This is a genomic window from Sphingomonas sp. KRR8 (assembly GCF_023559245.1).
Lineage (GTDB): Bacteria > Pseudomonadota > Alphaproteobacteria > Sphingomonadales > Sphingomonadaceae > Sphingomicrobium.
In genome coordinates this window covers 2,245,707-2,262,011 of sequence record NZ_CP097462.1, presented here as the reverse complement: position 1 = coordinate 2,262,011, position 16,305 = coordinate 2,245,707, and the positions used below count along the sequence as shown (strand labels likewise).

Here is a 16,305-nt window from a genome sequence, read left to right as displayed (position 1 = left end):
GTTGCAGGCCAGCGACAAGCACCTAGATGCAAGGCCATGTTCAAATGGTTCCTGCCCCTGCTCGCCGTTGCCGCCACACCGGCGAACGCCGCGCCACCGACCCCCATGACCGATGCGCCGCTGATCCTCGCCTTCGGCGACAGCCTGACGGCGGGCTATGGCCTCGGGCCCGGTCTCGGCTTCGCGCCGCAGCTGCAGGCGGCACTTCGGCGCCAGGGCATCAAGGCGACGGTGCATGACGCGGGCGTTTCCGGCGACACCAGCTCGGGCGGGCGGGCGCGGCTCGGATGGACGCTGTCGGGCCTTCCCCGCAAACCGGACCTGGCGATCGTGGAGCTGGGCGCCAACGACATGCTGCGCGGGGTCGACCCCAGCATCACCGGGGCCAATCTCGAAACGATCATCGCCGAGCTCAGGAAGCGCGGCATTCCCGTGCTGGTGGCGGGGATGCTTGCGGCCCCGAACATGGATCCGGCCTACCGGCGCCAGTTCGACGGCATCTTCCCGGCGCTTGCGCGCAAGCATGGGGCGACGCTCTACCCCTTCTTCCTGCAAGGCGTGGCGGGCAACCGCTCCCTCGCGATCGCCGATGGAATCCATCCCAATTTCGAAGGCATCAAGCGGATTGTGACCGGGATCCTGCCGACGGTCCGGCGCGCCCTGGCGAGGCCTTAGACGCGGAGCAGTTCGGCCACGTCGACCGGCTCGGCGAACTCCGCGCCGATGCGATTGCCCTCACTCCAGCGGACCAGGGCGTTGGCCCGTTCCCGCCCGGGCATGATCAGCCAGATCCGCGCGCCCACCATGAAGTCGTCGTTGGTTTCGGCCATGAAGCCGGTGGCCGAGATGTTGAGCACCCGCGCCTCGCAACCCTCGTCGCCCAGTTCGCGGACGCGCGCCTCCACATCCACCGGCGCGCGGTCGGCGCGGCGGCGATCGGCGACTGCACTGTCCTCGCTCGCGATGCGCGCGGTGATCGACACGGACATGGACTCCGGAGTGCGCGGCCAACTCTGGTCCGACGCGCCTGTCATGCCGGGATGAGCGTACATGTCCATCCTTGGTTCCCCTTCGATTCACCATCCTGGACCCCAAGCTTTTAAGAAACGGTGATTGGGTCCGCCAGTGTTGCCGGCGCGCGACACTGGCTCGGGCTGTTCATGTTTGATATGGCCTCGAGCGGGCAGAAGGCTCGCGAGGCGGCTTCACCTTTTCGAAAGTTCGTTTCGCAAAAACAATGGGTTGGGCAACATGAACGCGCGTGTGACGATGGCTTTGCTGCTGGTTTCAGCGGTGTCGGTTCCGGTGATGGCGGTGGCGCAGGTCGCGCCGGTGGTGCCGCCGGTCGTGCGGACCCCTGCTCCGGCGCAGGTGCCGCCGGTCGTGACGCCGCGCACCACCACCGATCCGCTGGCGCCTGCCGCCGCGACTCCCGTCGCACCCGTGCCCGTCGCTCCGGTCGAGATGCCGCCGCCCGTGTGGCAGGCGTCCGCCGCGCAGGAGCTGCTGACCTATATCCGCGGGATCGGGCGCGAAGGGCTCGACCCCAGCGACTATGATCCGGCCAGGCTCGACGCGGCAATTCGCGGCGGCGACCCGCTGGTGCTGGCGCAGGTCGCGACCGACAGCTTCCGCAAGCTCGGCCGGGATCTCGCGCTCGGCCATGTCCCGCGCTCCGCCCGGACCCAGTGGTTCGTGAAGGACCCGGATCTCGACAATGGCCGGCTCGACCAGTTGCTGACCTCCGCAGCCGCCGGTGGCCGCGTGACCGAGATGCTGAACGGCCTGCTGCCGACCCACCCACAATATGGTTCGCTCCGCCAGGCTCTCGCGCTGGCAAAGCCGACGGACCGGACCGCCATCGACAAGATCCGGCTGAACATGGACCGCTGGCGCTGGCTGCCGCGCGACCTTGGCCAGCGCTACATCATCGTCAACGTGCCGGGCCAGTTCGCCACCCTGGTGGAGAATAGCCAGACCCGCTGGAAGCACCGCGCCATCGCGGGTGCGACCAAGACCCCGACGCCGCAGCTCGCGGTCAACGCGACGGGCGTGATCCTCAATCCGTGGTGGGAGGTCCCGCCGTCCATCTCGGGCGAGGCGGCCGGCAAGCCCGGCTATGTCGCGGTGCGCGGCAAGGACGGCAAGGTTCAGCGCTGGCGCCAGCCGCCGGGCCCGCGCAATGCGCTCGGCAAGATCAAGTTCGTCATGCAGAACCCGCAGAACATCTACCTGCACGACACCAGCAACCGCGGCCTGTTCGACTCGCGCGCGCGCTTCCTCAGCCACGGCTGCATCCGGACCGAGAACATCCTCGACCTGGCGGCCGAGCTGCTGGGTGACGATGGCGGTGAGTGGACGCAGGACAGGATCGATGCCGCGCTGGCCAGCGGCAAGACGGTGCAGGCGAACTTCGTGAAGCCGGTGCCCGTCTATATCGTCTACTTCAGCACGGCCGCGCTGACCGACGGTAACCTCGTCCAGTACACCGACCTCTACGGGCGCGACGGCGCGGTGCTGGCGGCGCTCAACGATCGCACGCCCACGACTCCGGCTGCCGCCAAGCCGACCCAGACCGCCGCCAAGTAAGTGGACGTCAAATAACAAGGGCCGCGCCTCGATGGAGGCGCGGCCCTTTTCTCTTGCCCGCTCGAGAAACTCTTAGGCGATCTTGTCGGCGTAGATCATGCGCGCGCCCGCCAGGCGCCGCATCACTTCCCACTGGCTCGCATGGCTGAAGGCGAAACAGCCCTCGGAGCGGCCAAGCTTGCCATGTTCGGCGATCATCTCCGGCTCGGCGTACCAGGCGTTGTGGATGACGATGGCGCGCTGCTCGGCGTTGCAGTTGCTCGGATCAAGCCCGCGCACCTTCATCGAGAGGCCGTACTTGCCCTGGTAATATTCCGCCGTGGCATACGCGCCATTGCTGGTCGCCTCCGAGCCCGGCAGGTTGGAGAACATCTCCACGAACCCGGAATGGTCGGGGTCCGAGCCGCGGCCGTGGGCGACCAGGTGGCTGTCCACCGTGCCGTTCATCAGGTCGACGAGGTGAAAACGCGACTCGCGGCTCGCCTTGTTGAAATCGACGATGCCGATCGTGTCGCGGGCCGAAACCCGGCCGGTGCGGCTGTGCACGTCGAGCGCCGCCTTCGCCTTTTGCAGCAGGACCGGGTCGATCCCCGGCAGCAGGGCAGGCGCGGCGGGAACCGTCGGCTGCGGCATGATCGGAAGCGCTGTCGTCGCCGGCTGGGCGAAGACAACGGCAGGAAGGCCCGCCGTGGTTGCCGCACTCGAAACCATCGCGGCGCCAGCGCCGATGGTGCCCCAGCGCAACATATCCCGACGGTTGACCTGCATCCGAATCCCTCCAGAAGTGAGGAAGCCTTATACACTTCAGAGAGTTAATGGCCGATAACCAGATTGTTGCGGTTGCGTCACTCTATCCCGTGCGCTGCTCATTTCATCGTGCGGGCGGCAGGCCCGCCCGGGTTGAATTGCAGCTGTGCCGCTGTTATGGGCCCCGCCAGCGCCGCGGCTCAGGCTTGCGGCGGCAAACTGCTTTGCGCAGGTGGTTGGGCGCTCCCAGACGGGTCGCGATTTCCTCTGCATTGGCCGGACGCCGGCCGCCAGACGATTGGAGTGATTGGACTTTTATGCAGATCATCGTTCGCGACAATAATGTCGACCAGGCGCTGCGGGCGCTCAAGAAGAAGCTGCAGCGTGAGGGCGTCTATCGCGAGATGAAGCTCCGCCGTCACTACGAGAAGCCGTCCGAAAAGCGCGCGCGTGAGCGGGCGGCGGCGATTCGCCGGGCTCGCAAGCTGGAGCGCAAGCGGGTCGAGCGCGAAGGCGGCCGCTAAGCCTGTCACCATTTTTCAGCCAAGGCCGCTTCGCATCGAGGCGGCCTTTGTTGTATCTGCCCCTCCCGCATTCCTTCCCGAGGTCAGGTTTTCGAACATGAGCGTCACCCAGGTTCCGATTCGCCCCATCGCCAAGGCGACCCGCACCCGCGCCCTCCTGGGCTTCGTGCTGGTGATCCTGGCCGGCGTGCTGCTGGCCTGGTTCGGCGCCGGGCAGCTGCGCGGCGAGACAACCGCCAGCGGCCTCCAGTTCCGAACGGTCCAGAAAGGTGAGGGGCCGCTGATCACCGTCAATGACGGCGTGCTGATCGACTATGAGGGCAAGCTGCCCGACGGCACCGTGTTCGACACCACCGCGGGCAAGAGTCCGGCGCCGATGCTGGCCGGCCAGGTCATCCCCGGCTTCTCCGAAGCGCTGCAGAAGATGCAGAAGGGCGGCCGCTACAAGTTCCGGGTGCCGGGCAAGCTCGCCTACGGCGCCAGCCCGCCGCCGGGCAGCCCGATCCCGCCCAACAGCGATCTCGATTTCACCGTCCACGTCGTTCAGGTCGTCCCCAACGCCGCGCAAATGGTGCGGATGCAGCAGATGCAGCAGGGTGCGGGCGCTGCCGGCGCCGAGGGCGCGGTTCCGCCCCCGGGCGAGTAAGACCTATTCGGGCGAGGCCACCTCCTCGCCCTCTTCGGCATGGGGATCGACCCCGGCCCATTCTTCCAGCGCGACCTTGAGGCTGGCGAGGATCGGATCGGCCAGCAGCAAGCCGAGGAAACCGAACAGCGCGCCGAAGATCAGCTGCGCCGCAAGCACCGCGGCCGGGGCGAGGTCCACCGTCTTTCGAGCAATGTAGGGCATGACGACATAGCCCTCGATATTGTGCACGGCGAAATAGACGATGATCGCCCACACGCCGGTGCCGGTTCCGGCCGAAAAGCCGACGGCCACCATCAGGGCTCCGCTGATCAGCGCGCCGATGTTCGGGATGAAGGCCAGCGAGCCGGTGATCAGTGCGAGCAGTGCGGCGAACGGCACTCCGCCCGCGGCCAGCATGGCCCAGGTGAACAGGCCTTCCGTGATCATTCCGAGCAGACGCCCGAACAGCAGCCGGCGCAGGTTGAAGCCGACCCGCTCCAGCAAGCGATAGAAGAAGTCACGCTTGCGCAGCGGCAGCATCCAGGCGACCCCGCGATGATAGAGGCGTGGCTCCGAGGCGAAGAAGATGCCGAGCGCAAGGATCAGCACCGCACTGGTGATCACGCCGATCGCGCTGCCAAGCGCGCTGGTCAGGCGGCCGACGCTCCCCACCAGCTGCTGGGTGACCATTTGCGGCCGATCCTCGTCCACCAGCCCATGCGTATGCGCCCAGCCGAGCAGCTTGGCCCCCTGCGCCTCCACCGTCTGGCGGAGGGCCTCGAACTGACCGGCGAAGGTGGTGCCGGCATACCAGAACAGCCAGCCGAAGAAGCCGAGGCAAAGAAAGATCACCAACACCAGGCGTACGCCCCGCGGGATCGGCAGGGCCCGCCCGATCAGGCGGGCGCCGCCGTCCAGCAGCACCGCGAAGATCAGTCCGCCGATGATCAGCAGCAATGGCTCGGCGAGGTAGATGACCCCCAGCACGGCCAGCACCACGCCGGCCCACACGCCCGCCCGCTTGAGCTCCGTCAGGACCAGCGGGTCACGGACTTCCGCCGGGCCCGGCCGTTCGACATGCGGCGACGGGGGCTGGGCCATGTGCCGATCAGCTGCCCTGATGCGCCCTGAGCGACGTACCTGCCCGGCCCGAGCGGAGTGCGCGGAACCAGCTGACGGGGTTCAGCAGCTCGGTCGTGCCGTCCAGGCTGAAGGTGATGAACTCGGCGCGCCCGCCGATATTCTCCCACGGCACCGGCCCGCCCAGCCCGAATTCGGGCGCTCCGGCGGAGAAGCGGCTGTCGGCGCTGCGGTCGCGATTGTCGCCCATCAGGAAGACATGGTCGGCCGGCACGGTGACCGGCCCGTAATTGTCACCCGGGCTGTCGCCCAGGTCGATGGTGTCATAGCTGACGCCGTTGGGCAGCGTTTCGCGGACGATCGGCAGGCGGCAATAGCTCTTGCCATCGCTGGCCCGGACCTGGAAGCCGGCGAACTGCAGGCCGCACGGCGCATTGGCATCGACCGGCACCATGGCCGGTGGGCGAACTTCGCGCTTCACCTCGCGGCCGTTAAGGATCAGGTGCCCGCCGCGCACCTCGACCGTGTCGCCCGGCAGCCCGATGGCACGCTTGATGTAGTCCTCGGTGCCGCCCGGCGGGGTGACGATCACCACGTCTCCGGCTTTGGGCAGGTGACCGAACAGGCGGCCCTGCATGACCGGCAGGACGTGGAAGCTCGGGGAAACCCACGACCAGCCGTAGGGATATTTGCTGACCACCAGCCGGTCACCCTTGAGCAGGCCGGGCATCATCGATTCCGAGGGAATATAGAAGGGCTTGGCGACCAGGCTGTGGAAGGCCAGCACCGCCAGCAGCACCCAGAACAGGCCCTTGATCTCGCGCCACAAGGCCGAGCCCTTCGCTGGCGGAGCAGCCGGATCACTGGCCGGCCCGGCCTGAACGGGCGGTGGCGTGGCCGGGTCGGCGGTCAGGCTTGGCTCAGTCACGTATGGGCTCCAGCTTGCGGGCTTCCAGGATCACGAAGGCCTGCGCCCAGGGATGGTCATCGGTCATGGTCAGGTGAACGTCGAGGGCGTGGCCCGCGGGCGTCAGGGCGTCAAGCCGAGCCCGCGCGCCACCGGTCAGGATCAGCGTCGGCTTACCGGACGGCGCATTAACAACGCCAATATCCTTCATGAACACGCCACGCTTGAAGCCGGTGCCAACCGCCTTGGAGAAAGCCTCCTTGGCGGCGAAGCGCTTGGCAAGCGTGCCGGCGGCGGTGAATGGCCGGCGCGCGGCCTTGGCCTGCTCCACCTCGGTGAACACGCGCTGGAGGAAGCGGTCGCCGAAGCGGTCAAGCGACGCCTGGATCCGCGCGATGTTGCACAGGTCCGAACCCAGCCCGACGATCACCGCGCGTGGTCCATCGCCGCACGCATCTGGCGGATGGCGGCCTCCAGCCCGACGAAGATCGCTTCACCGATCAGATAATGGCCGATGTTCAGCTCGCGAACCTGCGGGATGGCGGCGATCGGCGTGACATTGTCGGTGGTCAGGCCATGCCCGGCGTGAACCTCGATCCCGTTCTTGGCGGCAAGTGCGGCGGCGTCGGTCAAGCGCTTCAGTTCCTGGCTCCGTTCGCCTTCGCTCAGGTGGGCGAAGCGTCCGGTGTGGAGTTCGACCACCGGCGCGCCAAGGCGCAAGGCCGCGTCGATCTGCCGCTCGTCGGGTTCGATAAACAGGCTCACCCGCACGTTCGCCGAACGGAGCTGTTCGACCAGCGGCTGGAGGTGCGCGAACTGGCCGGCGGCGTCCAGGCCGCCTTCGGTGGTCCGCTCCTCCCGTCGCTCGGGCACGATGCAGGCCGCATTCGGCCGGTGCCGGAGCGCGATCCCGAGCATCTCGTTGGTGGCCGCCATCTCGAGGTTCAGCGGCACCGGCAGCTCGGCCGCAAGCCGGGCGATATCGAAGTCGGTGATGTGCCGCCGGTCTTCGCGCAGGTGGGCGGTGATGCCGTCCGCTCCTGCCTGGCAGGCCAGCAGCGCCGCGCGCACCGGGTCGGGATAGTCGCCGCCCCGCGCGTTACGGATAGTCGCGACATGGTCGATGTTGACGCCGAGGCGGAGGCGCTCGTTCATGCGGCGGCGCGGCTGCCGGGCTTGATCGCGGGAATGGCCGCCAGCTCAGGGGGCAGCGCGTCCGGCTGGTAGGTCGGCACGTCGAGCTTGATCAGCGCGGTGAACGGGACGCCGAGGTCGACGCCGCCATTCGACCGGTCGACCAGCGCCGCCGCGCCGACGACCTCCCCGCCGGCCTCGGTGATCGCCTTGATCGCTTCCCGGCTCGACAGTCCGGTCGTCACCACGTCCTCGACCATCAGCACCTTCTGCCCCGGCTCCAGTGCAAAGCCGCGGCGGAGCTCGAACGTGCCGGTCGGGCGCTCGACGAACATCGCCGGCCGGCCCAGCGCGCGGCCCATCTCATGGCCGATGATCACCCCGCCCATCGCCGGCGACACCACCACCTCGACCAAATCCCGTACCTCTGCCGGAAGCCGGTCGGCGAGGGCGCTGGCGAGGCGTTCGGCCCGTGAAGGGTCCATCAGCACCCGCGCGCACTGGAGGTAGCGCGGCGAGCGGAGACCCGACGAGAGGACGAAATGCCCTTCGAGCAGCGCTCCGGCCGCGCGGAATTCGTCGAGGACTCTTTCGTTTTCCATTGCAACTGATCCGGCCTATGACCAGATGCTGATAAGCGCGGCCCGCTCCCGCTTCAACCGGCGGAAAAGGGGCCTCGCCGAAGCGCTTGAGAGAGCGGCGGTCCGCTCCTATAAGGCCGCCACTTTCAAGCCCCGCAATGATCCGCGGTGGCTCGTCATTGACCTGAAGGGACACGATGAAGTTCTTCCCATGGGCGCTAGCCCTGGCCGTCGCCGGCCTCTCCCCCGTCAGCGCGCAGACCCTGCCGAACGGGGCGCAAGGCGGCCAACCCAGCGTCTCCGCGACGAGCGCGACGCCCGCCGCCGCGCAGCCGAATCGGGCGCCGGGCGCGGTCAAGGATCCGACCCCGGGCGCCAGCGCGGTGGCCCCTGCCGCTGCCGGCCCGGCGTTCCAGCATGCGCTGCCAACGCCCGGCATCGGCGAGCCCGACGGCCGGATCGGCACGCAGGACCAGTTCACGCCGGTCGGCCGTGAAGCCGCAGCGTTCCACAACAACTGGCTGCTGCTGCTGTGCGCGGTGATCAGCATCTTCGTCCTCGGCCTGCTGCTGCTGGTGGTGCTGAAGTTCCGCCGCGGCGCCAATCCGACCCCGTCGCGCACCAGCCACAACACCTTGATCGAGGTCGTCTGGACCCTAGCTCCGGTGCTGATCCTGGTGGCGATCGCCATTCCGTCGATCCGCCTCATCCGGCACCAGTACAGCCCGCCACCCGCCGACCTCACGGTTAAGGTGATCGGCAACCAGTGGTACTGGACCTACCAATATCCGGATAACGGCGGGTTCGAGATCGTCTCGAACATGCTCAAGGAAAAGAATGAGGCTGGCGCCGGCGCCCGCTTCCGGACCGATGCCGACGGCCCCAAGCTGCTGGCGGTGGACGAGCGGCTGGTGATCCCGGCCGGCAAGGTGGTGAAGTTCATCGTCACCTCCAACGACGTCATCCACAGCTTCGCCATGCCGGCTTTCTGGATGAAGATGGACGCCAACCCGGGCATCCTCAATGAAACCTGGGTGAAGGTCGACCGGCCGGGCGTCTACTTCGGGCAATGCTCCGAACTGTGCGGCGCGCGCCACGGCTTCATGCCGATCGCGATCGAAGTGGTCACCCCGCAGCGTTACGCGCAGTGGGTCGCAAGCAAGGGCGGCACCATGCCCGGTGCCCGTCCGGCCGCCACTCCCGACAGCACGGCGGCCACCACCGTCAGCCCGACCAACGTGACGCCCGCCGCGGCGCCGCTGCCCGCCACCAAGCCGGGCACGGCAGCGCCGGCAGCCCCCGGTGCCACCCAGCCAAACGTCGCCAATCGCGCGACCGACGCCAATCAGTAAGCGGACCTAAAACCATCATGGCCACTACCGCAGACTCCCTCCCGCTGACGGGGCACGAGGCGCCCGCCCATGACCACGGTCATGACGCGGATCACAAGCCGGCGTTCTTCGCGCGCTGGTTCATGTCCACCAATCACAAGGACATCGGCACGCTCTACCTGATCTTCGCCATCTGCGCGGGGATCATCGGTGGCGCGATCAGCGGCATCATGCGTGCCGAGCTGGCCGAGCCGGGCATCCAGATCCTGACCAAGGCTTGGCCGATCGGCGCGGGCAGCACCAACTTCGACGAGGCGCTCCATCACTGGAATGTGCTCATCACCGCCCACGGCCTGATCATGGTCTTCTTCATGGTCATGCCGGCGCTGATCGGCGGCTTCGCCAACTGGTTCGTGCCGATCATGATCGGCGCTCCGGACATGGCCTTCCCGCGGATGAACAACATCAGCTTCTGGCTGCTCGTCCCGGCCTTCATCCTGCTGCTTGGCTCGACCTTCGTGCCGGGCGGTACGGGGCTTGGTGCGGGCACCGGCTGGACGGTTTACGCCCCGCTATCGACCAGCGGATCGGCGGGACCGGCGGTCGACATGGCGATCTTCGCGCTCCACCTGGCGGGCGCCAGCTCGATCCTCGGCGCGATCAACTTCATCACCACCATCTTCAACATGCGCGCGCCGGGGATGACCCTGCACAAGATGCCGCTGTTCGTGTGGTCGGTGCTGGTCACCGCCTTCCTGCTGCTGCTGGCGCTGCCGGTGCTGGCGGGTGCGATCACCATGCTGCTGACCGACCGTAACTTCGGCACCAGCTTCTTCGACGCCAGCGGCGGCGGCGACCCGGTGCTCTATCAGCACCTGTTCTGGTTCTTCGGTCACCCCGAAGTGTACATCATGATCCTGCCGGCCTTCGGCATCGTCAGCCAGATCGTCGCCACCTTCAGCCGCAAGCCGGTGTTCGGCTATCTCGGCATGGCCTACGCCATGGTCGCGATCGGCGTGGTCGGCTTCGTCGTGTGGGCGCACCACATGTTCACCGTCGGCCTCGACGTGAACGTGAAGATGTACTTCACCGCCGCCACCATGATCATCGCGGTTCCGACGGGCGTGAAGATCTTCAGCTGGATCGCCACCATGTGGGGCGGCTCGATCTCGTTCGAGACGCCGATGCTGTGGGCGATCGGCTTCATCTTCCTGTTCACCGTGGGCGGCGTCACCGGCGTCGTCCTGTCGAACGGCGGCGTCGACACCTACCTGCACGACACCTATTACGTGGTCGCGCACTTCCACTACGTGCTGTCGCTGGGTGCCGTGTTCGGCCTGTTCGCGGGCTTCTACTACTGGTTCCCGAAGATGAGCGGGAAGATGTACAACGAGCTGCTGGGCAAGATCCATTTCTGGGTCATGTTCGCCGGCGTCAACGTCATCTTCTTCCCGCAGCACTTCCTGGGCCTGGACGGCATGCCGCGGCGCATTCCGGACTACACCCCGGCCTTCGCTTACTGGAACAAGATCTCCTCGATCGGCTACCAGATCACGGCGGCCGCGATGGTGGTGTTCTTCGTCAACGTCTTCTGGTCGTTGGCCAAGGGCAAGAAGGCCCCCGACAATCCTTGGGGCGAAGGCGCGACGACGCTCGAGTGGACCCTGTCGAGCCCCCCGCCCTTCCACCAGTTCGAGACCCTGCCGAAGATCGACTGATCGTCACGCAGAGTTCGGAACGACACGCAGACGCCCCGGCCTCACCGCCGGGGCGTTTTGCTATGCGGTGCAAGGAAGATTCATTTTCGGCCCCATTCGGACGTTAGCCATAGGCGCTCAACACGCGTAGCTTCGTTCGCGGGGGCGCGATCATGAAATTAAGCATACCGAAGCCCATACACGGTTGGCGAGAGTTTGCCGGGGAGGTCGGCATCATCGTTCTTGGCGTGCTCATCGCACTCGGCGCGCAGCAACCCGTCGAATGGGGCAATCACTTAAGCCAGGTCGACGAAATGTCCGCCCGGCTACGTAGGGAAAGCCTGGAAAATCGCGATGGCATGAATTTCGATCTTGCCAGCCTCCGCAAGTCGCTGAACGCCGTCAACAATCAGCTCGGCACGCTTGATGGCTGCAAGAGCCCTTTGGGCGTCACGCGTTTGGCTTCGGTACAAAGGCCGCTTGTTCTTCTGGCCACAGACTCCGCGTGGCTCGGCGTTCGCGATAGCGCCCTCCTGCCGATGATGCCGAAAGACGTTGTCGACAACTACTGGAAGCTGGACGCCACGGGTCAGCAGCTTCTTCCGATACTTCATGATGCGCAATTGTCATTCAACGACGCCGAAGCGTCCGTCAGTGCTTTGAAGGCCAATGTTGCGGATGCACAATCATGCGTGCGAGCCGTTCAGTCGCTTTATCGGCTCAGGAGCGCCGAACAGAGCTTGGTGAACTGGGTATCATTCTACCAGAGTGCCAACGAACAAGTTCTGCGCGGAGAGCGGCTTGTTCCGCCGAGAATACGAGCAGAAAACTAAATTTTCACCGCAAAACGCGAGGTCTGCTTTCGACCCAATCCGGACATTCAAGCCGAACGCATGAGTTCGATTCACGGCAAGGATGCCGCACGGGTGGAACGTTGCGCCTGGCGGAGCGCTACGTGCTTATCGCCGGATCGACTGGTGACTGAGAGACTCGTTGTGCTTTCTTTGTTGATGAAAGCGCCGAATGTCCCGGTACCATTTCCACCTAACGAGTGATCGTGAGACCTTTGACGATGAGGGGGTCGATCTCGCGTCGCTCCATGATGCGCGATGCTACGCGGTTCGCATGATCGCCGAAGTTCTGTGCAATGCGCCTGAACGCTACTGGGAAACCGAACAGTACCGAGTGACAGTCTCTGATCCGAAGGGCCTGACGCTGTTTTCTGTCGAGCTGGTATCCGCAGATGCGCCCTCAATCAGGTAACGTCTGCTTTCGACCCATTGCGGACATTCGCACAGGACCTAAGCTCACGTGGTCAGGCTACATCCCGCCTGACGACTCCGTGAGGTGGTCCAATGCTACACTTTGCCCTGATCGGCGCATCAGCAATGACCTGCCCCGCAGAGCATGCCCGCTACCAGCAACGTCACGATCCCTCGGTCACGGCTGAGTTCATGGCAGTTGCCGCAACGCCGGATTGGCCCAGCGGATTGGCACTTGAGGTGCGAGCACGTGGGACACCAGCGGTCAGCTGGTGGGTCCCTTGGATAGGTGGAACGGATAACTTGCTCCACCTCGCATCGACCACCGATGCGCGGGCAAAGGGGTGGCAGCCGCCCAACCCCGACGGAGGTCCGCGCCCCTACGGAGATCGTGATTATGTGGGCGCCGATAGTCAGTACGAACTATCCGGCACCGTCCCGGCGCGTGGCCACCCGGCCCCTGCTCACTTCCTCATTCCGAACGCGGGCAGCTCGCATGATGCAGTCTTCAAGGTTCGGGAATGGTTCGATCTGATCGGGTGTGATCGATCCGGACACTGAGGGTGGACGTCTGAGTTCGACCCATTTCGGACATTAAGACCGTGAGCAGCAACTCTCTTTGCCGCTCTCCCTAGCATCCTGAATGGGTGGGCACGGCACGTCTGCATAAGAGCAGAAAACGCAGCAGTCCCCGGCGAGCGGTCTGAGAATGGCACCGCAATGCTTGCAGTCGTAGAAATATTGGCAAGCGTCGGTTGGCATTGTCTCGGTTGAAGTGCCCGCACACTGTGGACAGGTTAGAGTCGATTGAAGTCCGGCCATGTGTCGATCTAACCTATCTGTTCGCTGGAATGGCTGGCGTTCGAGCCATCAAGTCCCATAAAGCTAGCCCAATCATGAGCACGAGACCCGGATAAAGCAGCCACTCTGTGGCCATGCCGTAAGTGGCCATTAGCAGCGATGCAGCAACCACGAGCGATGGTCCGACAACGCCGAGAACGATGCGAACCCAACTGCGGCGGCGCACACCGCTAAGAACGTTTGCGACCAACCCGATCAGGGCAAAAAGCGGCAGCATGTAATGGATCGAGATGCTCTCGAACTGACTTAGAAACCCCAGTCCGAGCGCGGAAGCGAGAGTGGCAAGGGCGGGAAAGCATGCCGTGCAACTCATCGCCGCGATGATGGCTCCCACTGTGCCGGTGCTGCCCGCAACGCGGGTGCCTTGGGTGGTCATGGCGGTGGACAGTCCTAGTTCCTCGTGAAATCGCAGAGCAGCTTACACGCAGTGGCCGAGTGTCCGCTATCCACCCATTGCGGACATTCAGCTTCGAACGTTGAACTTGAACCCAAACACATAACCTAGGTGCGCGACTGATCGTTCAGGGCCGGGCGTCAGGCGCAGCCCGCGACGCCGTTGCCGGTCGCACCCAGCCGGACACGGTGTAGCCTCGCTCCGCCAAGCAGCCGGTCATGACACGCTGGATGGCCACTTCGCGCCGATGGCGCTTCATCTTGGCCATGCCGACTGCCCCGCCAACAATGGCAAATGGCAGCAACACGACCGTGGCGGAGGCCAGAGCGACCCCACCCCCGTAAAGGCCTGCGCTGGTGGCTGCAGCACTGCCCAGGACAGCGGTAGTGGCACCAGCAGCCGCTCCCGCGGCGCCCGACGCCATTCGCCCACTCCCGTCCAACTTCCCCTGGACCTGGAGGTTCTGACACTCTGCGTATGCGGCCGGGAAGCCCTCAGGGACAGGGCCCGACGTCGCAAGACGAGGCTGAAATTCTCGCGGTCGCGATGAGCAGGCTTGAAGGACCAGGCACAGCGCCAACGCACAAGCGATTTGTCCTTGTTGCATGCCTGCCCCCACCCAAACGAAGACAAGTGGTCTGCCGACCTGGTCGGACTGTCAACCTGCTCCGTGCCGTCGAGCAGGCCCGGCGGAACGAGAAGGTGATGCAGTTCGTGAAGACGTGTCGTCTTCTTTCACAGCGGCAGATTGGGCGTCAGGTCCCGTGAGGCGGCCTCACCGCGACCTGGCGACGTTCATTGGGTGTGCCTTCCCCTGAACACCTGCCCTGAACGGGCGACCGATGACCTCAAGGCTCGCTCGCCCCAATGAGTGGCAAGATAGGTCTTCAATCCTGCGGGCTGGAAATGTTGTGTGTGCCTCAAGGCTCGCGCTTGCCGGAGGTGTGGCTGGAGCGTCCGCTATCCGGCCAATCACTCCTGTTCTTAAACAATAGGATTTTGACTGCTTCCCTGAGCTGCGCACTATCCGTGTCTCGACCATCGACGGAGCTGTGCAGCGCCCCTCGGCCGGTCGCGACCTTAGACAGAAGGTCACGGCAGGGAAACTTGGAAGCGTGCGCCCAGCTGTTCGGGATTGGCGGAAATCGGGCGAACTCACCCTCGCCGCTTGCGCCAGGAACGTGGGGTACCGGGGAAACTTCGTGACCCGGGACGGTCGTGCGGTTCAGGCGAGGCGGGCGGCGGCGAAGCCGACGGTGATGGCGAGCAGGGAGAGCAGGACAGAGGCGAGCACGTACAGCGCCGCCAGCCCTACCTGCCCCCGCTGCCACAGGGTCAGCGCGTCCAGGCTGAAGGCGCTGAAGGTCGTGAAGCCGCCGAGCACGCCGGTGGCGAGGAACAGGCGCCACGGCTGGCTCGCCGCCGGCCCTTCCGCCAGCACGGCGGCAAGCAGGCCCATGAGGAAGGAGCCAAGGATGTTCACCACCAGCGTGCCGGCGGGAAGGAAGGATCCGGCCCAGGGAAGGCTCAGCCGGCCGACGCCGTAGCGGGCGACGGCCCCCAGCCCGCCGCCGACGAAGACGATCAGGGCGTTCACTGAGCGACCTCGGCCACCCGCCTGCGGTGGGGAAGGAGGTGGAGGACGCTGACGACCACCGCGCCGACCGCGGTTCCGACCACCGCCGAGCCCAGGGCGAAGACCAGCCATTCCCAGAAGGCGGCCCAGAAGCCGAGGGTCTCGGCGGTGGCCACCGCCAGGTGATGAACGAAGTGCGGCAGTGCGGTGAGCAGGTGGAGCTGCTCCAGCCCGTGAAGCAGGATCTGGCCGCCGACCCACAGCATGGCCGCGGTCCCGATCGCCGCCAGCCCGCCGAGCAGCTTGGGCACTCCGCGCACGAGCAGCAGGCCCAGGTGCCGCGTCGATCCGCCCCGCTTGGCCAGGTGCAGGCCGATGTCGTCGAGCTTCACTATAAGCCCGACGGCGCCATAGACCGCGACGGTGATGACGATCCCCACCAGGACGAGCGCCAGCGCGCGGGTCCAGAAGCTGGACGTCTCCAGGCTGGAAAGAGCGATGACCATGATCTCGGCCGAGAGGATGAAGTCGGTGCGGATCGCGCCCGCGACCTGCCGCTGCTCGAGTTCGCCGGGGTCCTCGCACTCGGCCAGGGCGGCTTCGTCGTGGTGCTCGCCTGACAGTTTCTCCCACAGCTTCTCGGCGCCCTCGAAGCAGAGGTAGGTGCCGCCCAGCATCAGGATGGGCGTGATCGCCCACGGCGCCAGCGCAGACAGGATCAGGGCCACCGGCAGGATGATCAGCAATTTGTTGCGCAGCGAGCCCACCGCGATCTTGCCGATTATCGGAAGTTCCCGATCCGGGGTCAGGCCGGTGACGTAGCGCGGGGTGACGGCGGTATCGTCGATGACGACGCCCGCCGCCTTGCTGCCCGCCTTGCCGACCGCCGCGCCGACGTCGTCCAGGCTGGACGCGGCCAGCTTGGCGATGGTGGCGACATCGTCGAGCAGGGCGATCAGTCCGGACGGCATGGCAGCGGCTGTAGGCGAACTTG

20 protein-coding genes are annotated in these 16,305 nt (G+C 65.9%); 8 read left to right on the top strand and 12 right to left on the bottom strand.

Annotated elements, in window-relative coordinates; all coding sequences use genetic code 11:
* Positions 1 to 36: 36 nt before the first annotated feature.
* The gene (locus tag M8312_RS11445) at positions 37 to 675 is read left to right on the top strand and encodes an arylesterase (protein ID WP_502957418.1); all 639 of its coding nucleotides are present in this window, start codon (positions 37 to 39) and stop codon (positions 673 to 675) included.
* Here M8312_RS11445 and M8312_RS11440 read toward each other — a convergent pair.
* Positions 672 to 1,058, bottom strand: a complete 387-nt coding sequence (locus tag M8312_RS11440; protein ID WP_250117817.1) for a PilZ domain-containing protein — start codon at positions 1,056 to 1,058, stop codon at positions 672 to 674. The genes M8312_RS11445 and M8312_RS11440 overlap by 4 nt on opposite strands.
* A 193-nt stretch (positions 1,059 to 1,251) precedes the next feature.
* On the opposite strand from M8312_RS11440, the gene M8312_RS11435 reads away from it, so the two are divergent.
* Positions 1,252 to 2,589 carry a L,D-transpeptidase family protein gene (locus M8312_RS11435; RefSeq protein ID WP_250117816.1) on the top strand — a complete coding sequence of 446 codons (1,338 nt, stop codon included), beginning with the start codon at positions 1,252 to 1,254 and terminating at the stop codon, positions 2,587 to 2,589.
* Between the two features lie 72 nt (positions 2,590 to 2,661).
* On the opposite strand, the gene M8312_RS11430 is transcribed toward M8312_RS11435, so the two are convergent.
* On the bottom strand, positions 2,662 to 3,357 hold the full coding sequence (locus M8312_RS11430) for a murein L,D-transpeptidase catalytic domain family protein (RefSeq protein WP_250117815.1): 696 nt from the start codon (positions 3,355 to 3,357) through the stop codon (positions 2,662 to 2,664).
* A 296-nt stretch (positions 3,358 to 3,653) separates the two neighbouring features.
* Between M8312_RS11430 and rpsU the strand changes: the two genes are divergently transcribed.
* Complete coding sequence (rpsU, locus tag M8312_RS11425; RefSeq protein WP_037498287.1) at positions 3,654 to 3,860, top strand: 30S ribosomal protein S21; 207 nt, start codon at positions 3,654 to 3,656, stop codon at positions 3,858 to 3,860.
* 97 nt (positions 3,861 to 3,957) lie between these two features.
* The gene (locus tag M8312_RS11420; RefSeq protein ID WP_250117814.1) at positions 3,958 to 4,506 is read left to right on the top strand and encodes an FKBP-type peptidyl-prolyl cis-trans isomerase; all 549 of its coding nucleotides are present in this window, start codon (positions 3,958 to 3,960) and stop codon (positions 4,504 to 4,506) included.
* A gap of 3 nt (positions 4,507 to 4,509) precedes the next feature.
* On the opposite strand, the gene M8312_RS11415 is transcribed toward M8312_RS11420, so the two are convergent.
* Genes M8312_RS11415 through pyrE form a run of 5 tightly spaced genes read right to left on the bottom strand, consistent with a single transcriptional unit; the run spans position 4,510 to position 8,211 of the window.
* The gene (locus M8312_RS11415) at positions 4,510 to 5,589 is read right to left on the bottom strand and encodes an AI-2E family transporter (protein ID WP_250117813.1); all 1,080 of its coding nucleotides are present in this window, start codon (positions 5,587 to 5,589) and stop codon (positions 4,510 to 4,512) included.
* A 7-nt stretch (positions 5,590 to 5,596) separates the two neighbouring features.
* Positions 5,597 to 6,496 (bottom strand): signal peptidase I, encoded by a 900-nt coding sequence (gene lepB / locus M8312_RS11410; RefSeq protein WP_502957417.1) that lies wholly within the window; start codon positions 6,494 to 6,496, stop codon positions 5,597 to 5,599.
* A complete protein-coding gene (gene acpS, locus M8312_RS11405; RefSeq protein ID WP_250117812.1) occupies positions 6,489 to 6,905 on the bottom strand; it encodes a holo-ACP synthase in 417 nt (138 codons plus the stop codon). The genes lepB and acpS overlap by 8 nt, the downstream gene beginning before the upstream one ends.
* Positions 6,902 to 7,630 carry a pyridoxine 5'-phosphate synthase gene (locus M8312_RS11400; protein WP_250117811.1) on the bottom strand — a complete coding sequence of 243 codons (729 nt, stop codon included), beginning with the start codon at positions 7,628 to 7,630 and terminating at the stop codon, positions 6,902 to 6,904. Before M8312_RS11400 ends, acpS begins: the two co-directional genes overlap by 4 nt.
* The gene (pyrE, locus tag M8312_RS11395; RefSeq protein WP_250117810.1) at positions 7,627 to 8,211 is read right to left on the bottom strand and encodes an orotate phosphoribosyltransferase; all 585 of its coding nucleotides are present in this window, start codon (positions 8,209 to 8,211) and stop codon (positions 7,627 to 7,629) included. Before pyrE ends, M8312_RS11400 begins: the two co-directional genes overlap by 4 nt.
* Before the next feature lie 176 nt (positions 8,212 to 8,387).
* On the opposite strand from pyrE, the gene coxB reads away from it, so the two are divergent.
* The 4 genes from coxB to M8312_RS14520 all read left to right on the top strand — a co-directional run bounded on the left by coxB (position 8,388) and on the right by M8312_RS14520 (position 12,481).
* A complete protein-coding gene (gene coxB, locus M8312_RS11390; protein WP_250117809.1) occupies positions 8,388 to 9,542 on the top strand; it encodes a cytochrome c oxidase subunit II in 1,155 nt (384 codons plus the stop codon).
* A gap of 17 nt (positions 9,543 to 9,559) precedes the next feature.
* Complete coding sequence (ctaD, locus tag M8312_RS11385; protein WP_250117808.1) at positions 9,560 to 11,239, top strand: cytochrome c oxidase subunit I; 1,680 nt, start codon at positions 9,560 to 9,562, stop codon at positions 11,237 to 11,239.
* 152 nt (positions 11,240 to 11,391) lie between these two features.
* Positions 11,392 to 12,051 (top strand): hypothetical protein, encoded by a 660-nt coding sequence (locus tag M8312_RS11380; protein ID WP_250117807.1) that lies wholly within the window; start codon positions 11,392 to 11,394, stop codon positions 12,049 to 12,051.
* Between the two features lie 190 nt (positions 12,052 to 12,241).
* Positions 12,242 to 12,481: a DUF6894 family protein gene (locus M8312_RS14520; protein ID WP_502957416.1), complete on the top strand. Its 240-nt coding sequence runs from the start codon at positions 12,242 to 12,244 to the stop codon at positions 12,479 to 12,481.
* Positions 12,482 to 13,074: 593 nt separating this feature from the next.
* Here the strand turns inward: M8312_RS14520 and M8312_RS14455 are convergent.
* The 5 genes from M8312_RS14455 to M8312_RS11360 form a co-directional block, all read right to left on the bottom strand.
* On the bottom strand, positions 13,075 to 13,302 hold the full coding sequence (locus M8312_RS14455) for a GDCCVxC domain-containing (seleno)protein (RefSeq protein WP_284070179.1): 228 nt from the start codon (positions 13,300 to 13,302) through the stop codon (positions 13,075 to 13,077).
* A 13-nt stretch (positions 13,303 to 13,315) separates the two neighbouring features.
* Positions 13,316 to 13,717, bottom strand: coding sequence for an organomercurial transporter MerC (merC, locus tag M8312_RS11375; RefSeq protein ID WP_250117806.1), 402 nt, complete (start codon positions 13,715 to 13,717; stop codon positions 13,316 to 13,318).
* A 145-nt stretch (positions 13,718 to 13,862) separates the two neighbouring features.
* Positions 13,863 to 14,159 (bottom strand): hypothetical protein, encoded by a 297-nt coding sequence (locus tag M8312_RS11370; protein ID WP_250117805.1) that lies wholly within the window; start codon positions 14,157 to 14,159, stop codon positions 13,863 to 13,865.
* Positions 14,160 to 14,960: 801 nt separating this feature from the next.
* A complete protein-coding gene (gene crcB / locus M8312_RS11365) occupies positions 14,961 to 15,332 on the bottom strand; it encodes a fluoride efflux transporter CrcB (protein ID WP_250117804.1) in 372 nt (123 codons plus the stop codon).
* Positions 15,329 to 16,282 (bottom strand): DUF808 domain-containing protein, encoded by a 954-nt coding sequence (locus M8312_RS11360; protein ID WP_250117803.1) that lies wholly within the window; start codon positions 16,280 to 16,282, stop codon positions 15,329 to 15,331. The genes crcB and M8312_RS11360 overlap by 4 nt, the downstream gene beginning before the upstream one ends.
* Positions 16,283 to 16,305: the final 23 nt, after the last annotated feature.

Coding starts and splice junctions, on each gene's coding strand:
- M8312_RS14455 (WP_284070179.1), bottom strand. CDS start 13,302: ATGGCCGGACTTCAATCGACTCTAACCTGTCCACAGTGTGCGGGCACT.
- M8312_RS11430 (WP_250117815.1), bottom strand. CDS start 3,357: ATGCAGGTCAACCGTCGGGATATGTTGCGCTGGGGCACCATCGGCGCT.
- ctaD (WP_250117808.1), top strand. CDS start 9,560: ATGGCCACTACCGCAGACTCCCTCCCGCTGACGGGGCACGAGGCGCCC.
- merC (WP_250117806.1), bottom strand. CDS start 13,717: ATGACCACCCAAGGCACCCGCGTTGCGGGCAGCACCGGCACAGTGGGA.
- M8312_RS11380 (WP_250117807.1), top strand. CDS start 11,392: ATGAAATTAAGCATACCGAAGCCCATACACGGTTGGCGAGAGTTTGCC.
- M8312_RS11445 (WP_502957418.1), top strand. CDS start 37: ATGTTCAAATGGTTCCTGCCCCTGCTCGCCGTTGCCGCCACACCGGCG.
- pyrE (WP_250117810.1), bottom strand. CDS start 8,211: ATGGAAAACGAAAGAGTCCTCGACGAATTCCGCGCGGCCGGAGCGCTG.
- M8312_RS11420 (WP_250117814.1), top strand. CDS start 3,958: ATGAGCGTCACCCAGGTTCCGATTCGCCCCATCGCCAAGGCGACCCGC.
- M8312_RS11435 (WP_250117816.1), top strand. CDS start 1,252: ATGAACGCGCGTGTGACGATGGCTTTGCTGCTGGTTTCAGCGGTGTCG.
- rpsU (WP_037498287.1), top strand. CDS start 3,654: ATGCAGATCATCGTTCGCGACAATAATGTCGACCAGGCGCTGCGGGCG.
- M8312_RS11360 (WP_250117803.1), bottom strand. CDS start 16,282: ATGCCGTCCGGACTGATCGCCCTGCTCGACGATGTCGCCACCATCGCC.
- coxB (WP_250117809.1), top strand. CDS start 8,388: ATGAAGTTCTTCCCATGGGCGCTAGCCCTGGCCGTCGCCGGCCTCTCC.
- M8312_RS11440 (WP_250117817.1), bottom strand. CDS start 1,058: ATGGACATGTACGCTCATCCCGGCATGACAGGCGCGTCGGACCAGAGT.
- M8312_RS11370 (WP_250117805.1), bottom strand. CDS start 14,159: ATGGCGTCGGGCGCCGCGGGAGCGGCTGCTGGTGCCACTACCGCTGTC.
- M8312_RS11400 (WP_250117811.1), bottom strand. CDS start 7,630: ATGAACGAGCGCCTCCGCCTCGGCGTCAACATCGACCATGTCGCGACT.
- M8312_RS14520 (WP_502957416.1), top strand. CDS start 12,242: ATGTCCCGGTACCATTTCCACCTAACGAGTGATCGTGAGACCTTTGAC.
- M8312_RS11415 (WP_250117813.1), bottom strand. CDS start 5,589: ATGGCCCAGCCCCCGTCGCCGCATGTCGAACGGCCGGGCCCGGCGGAA.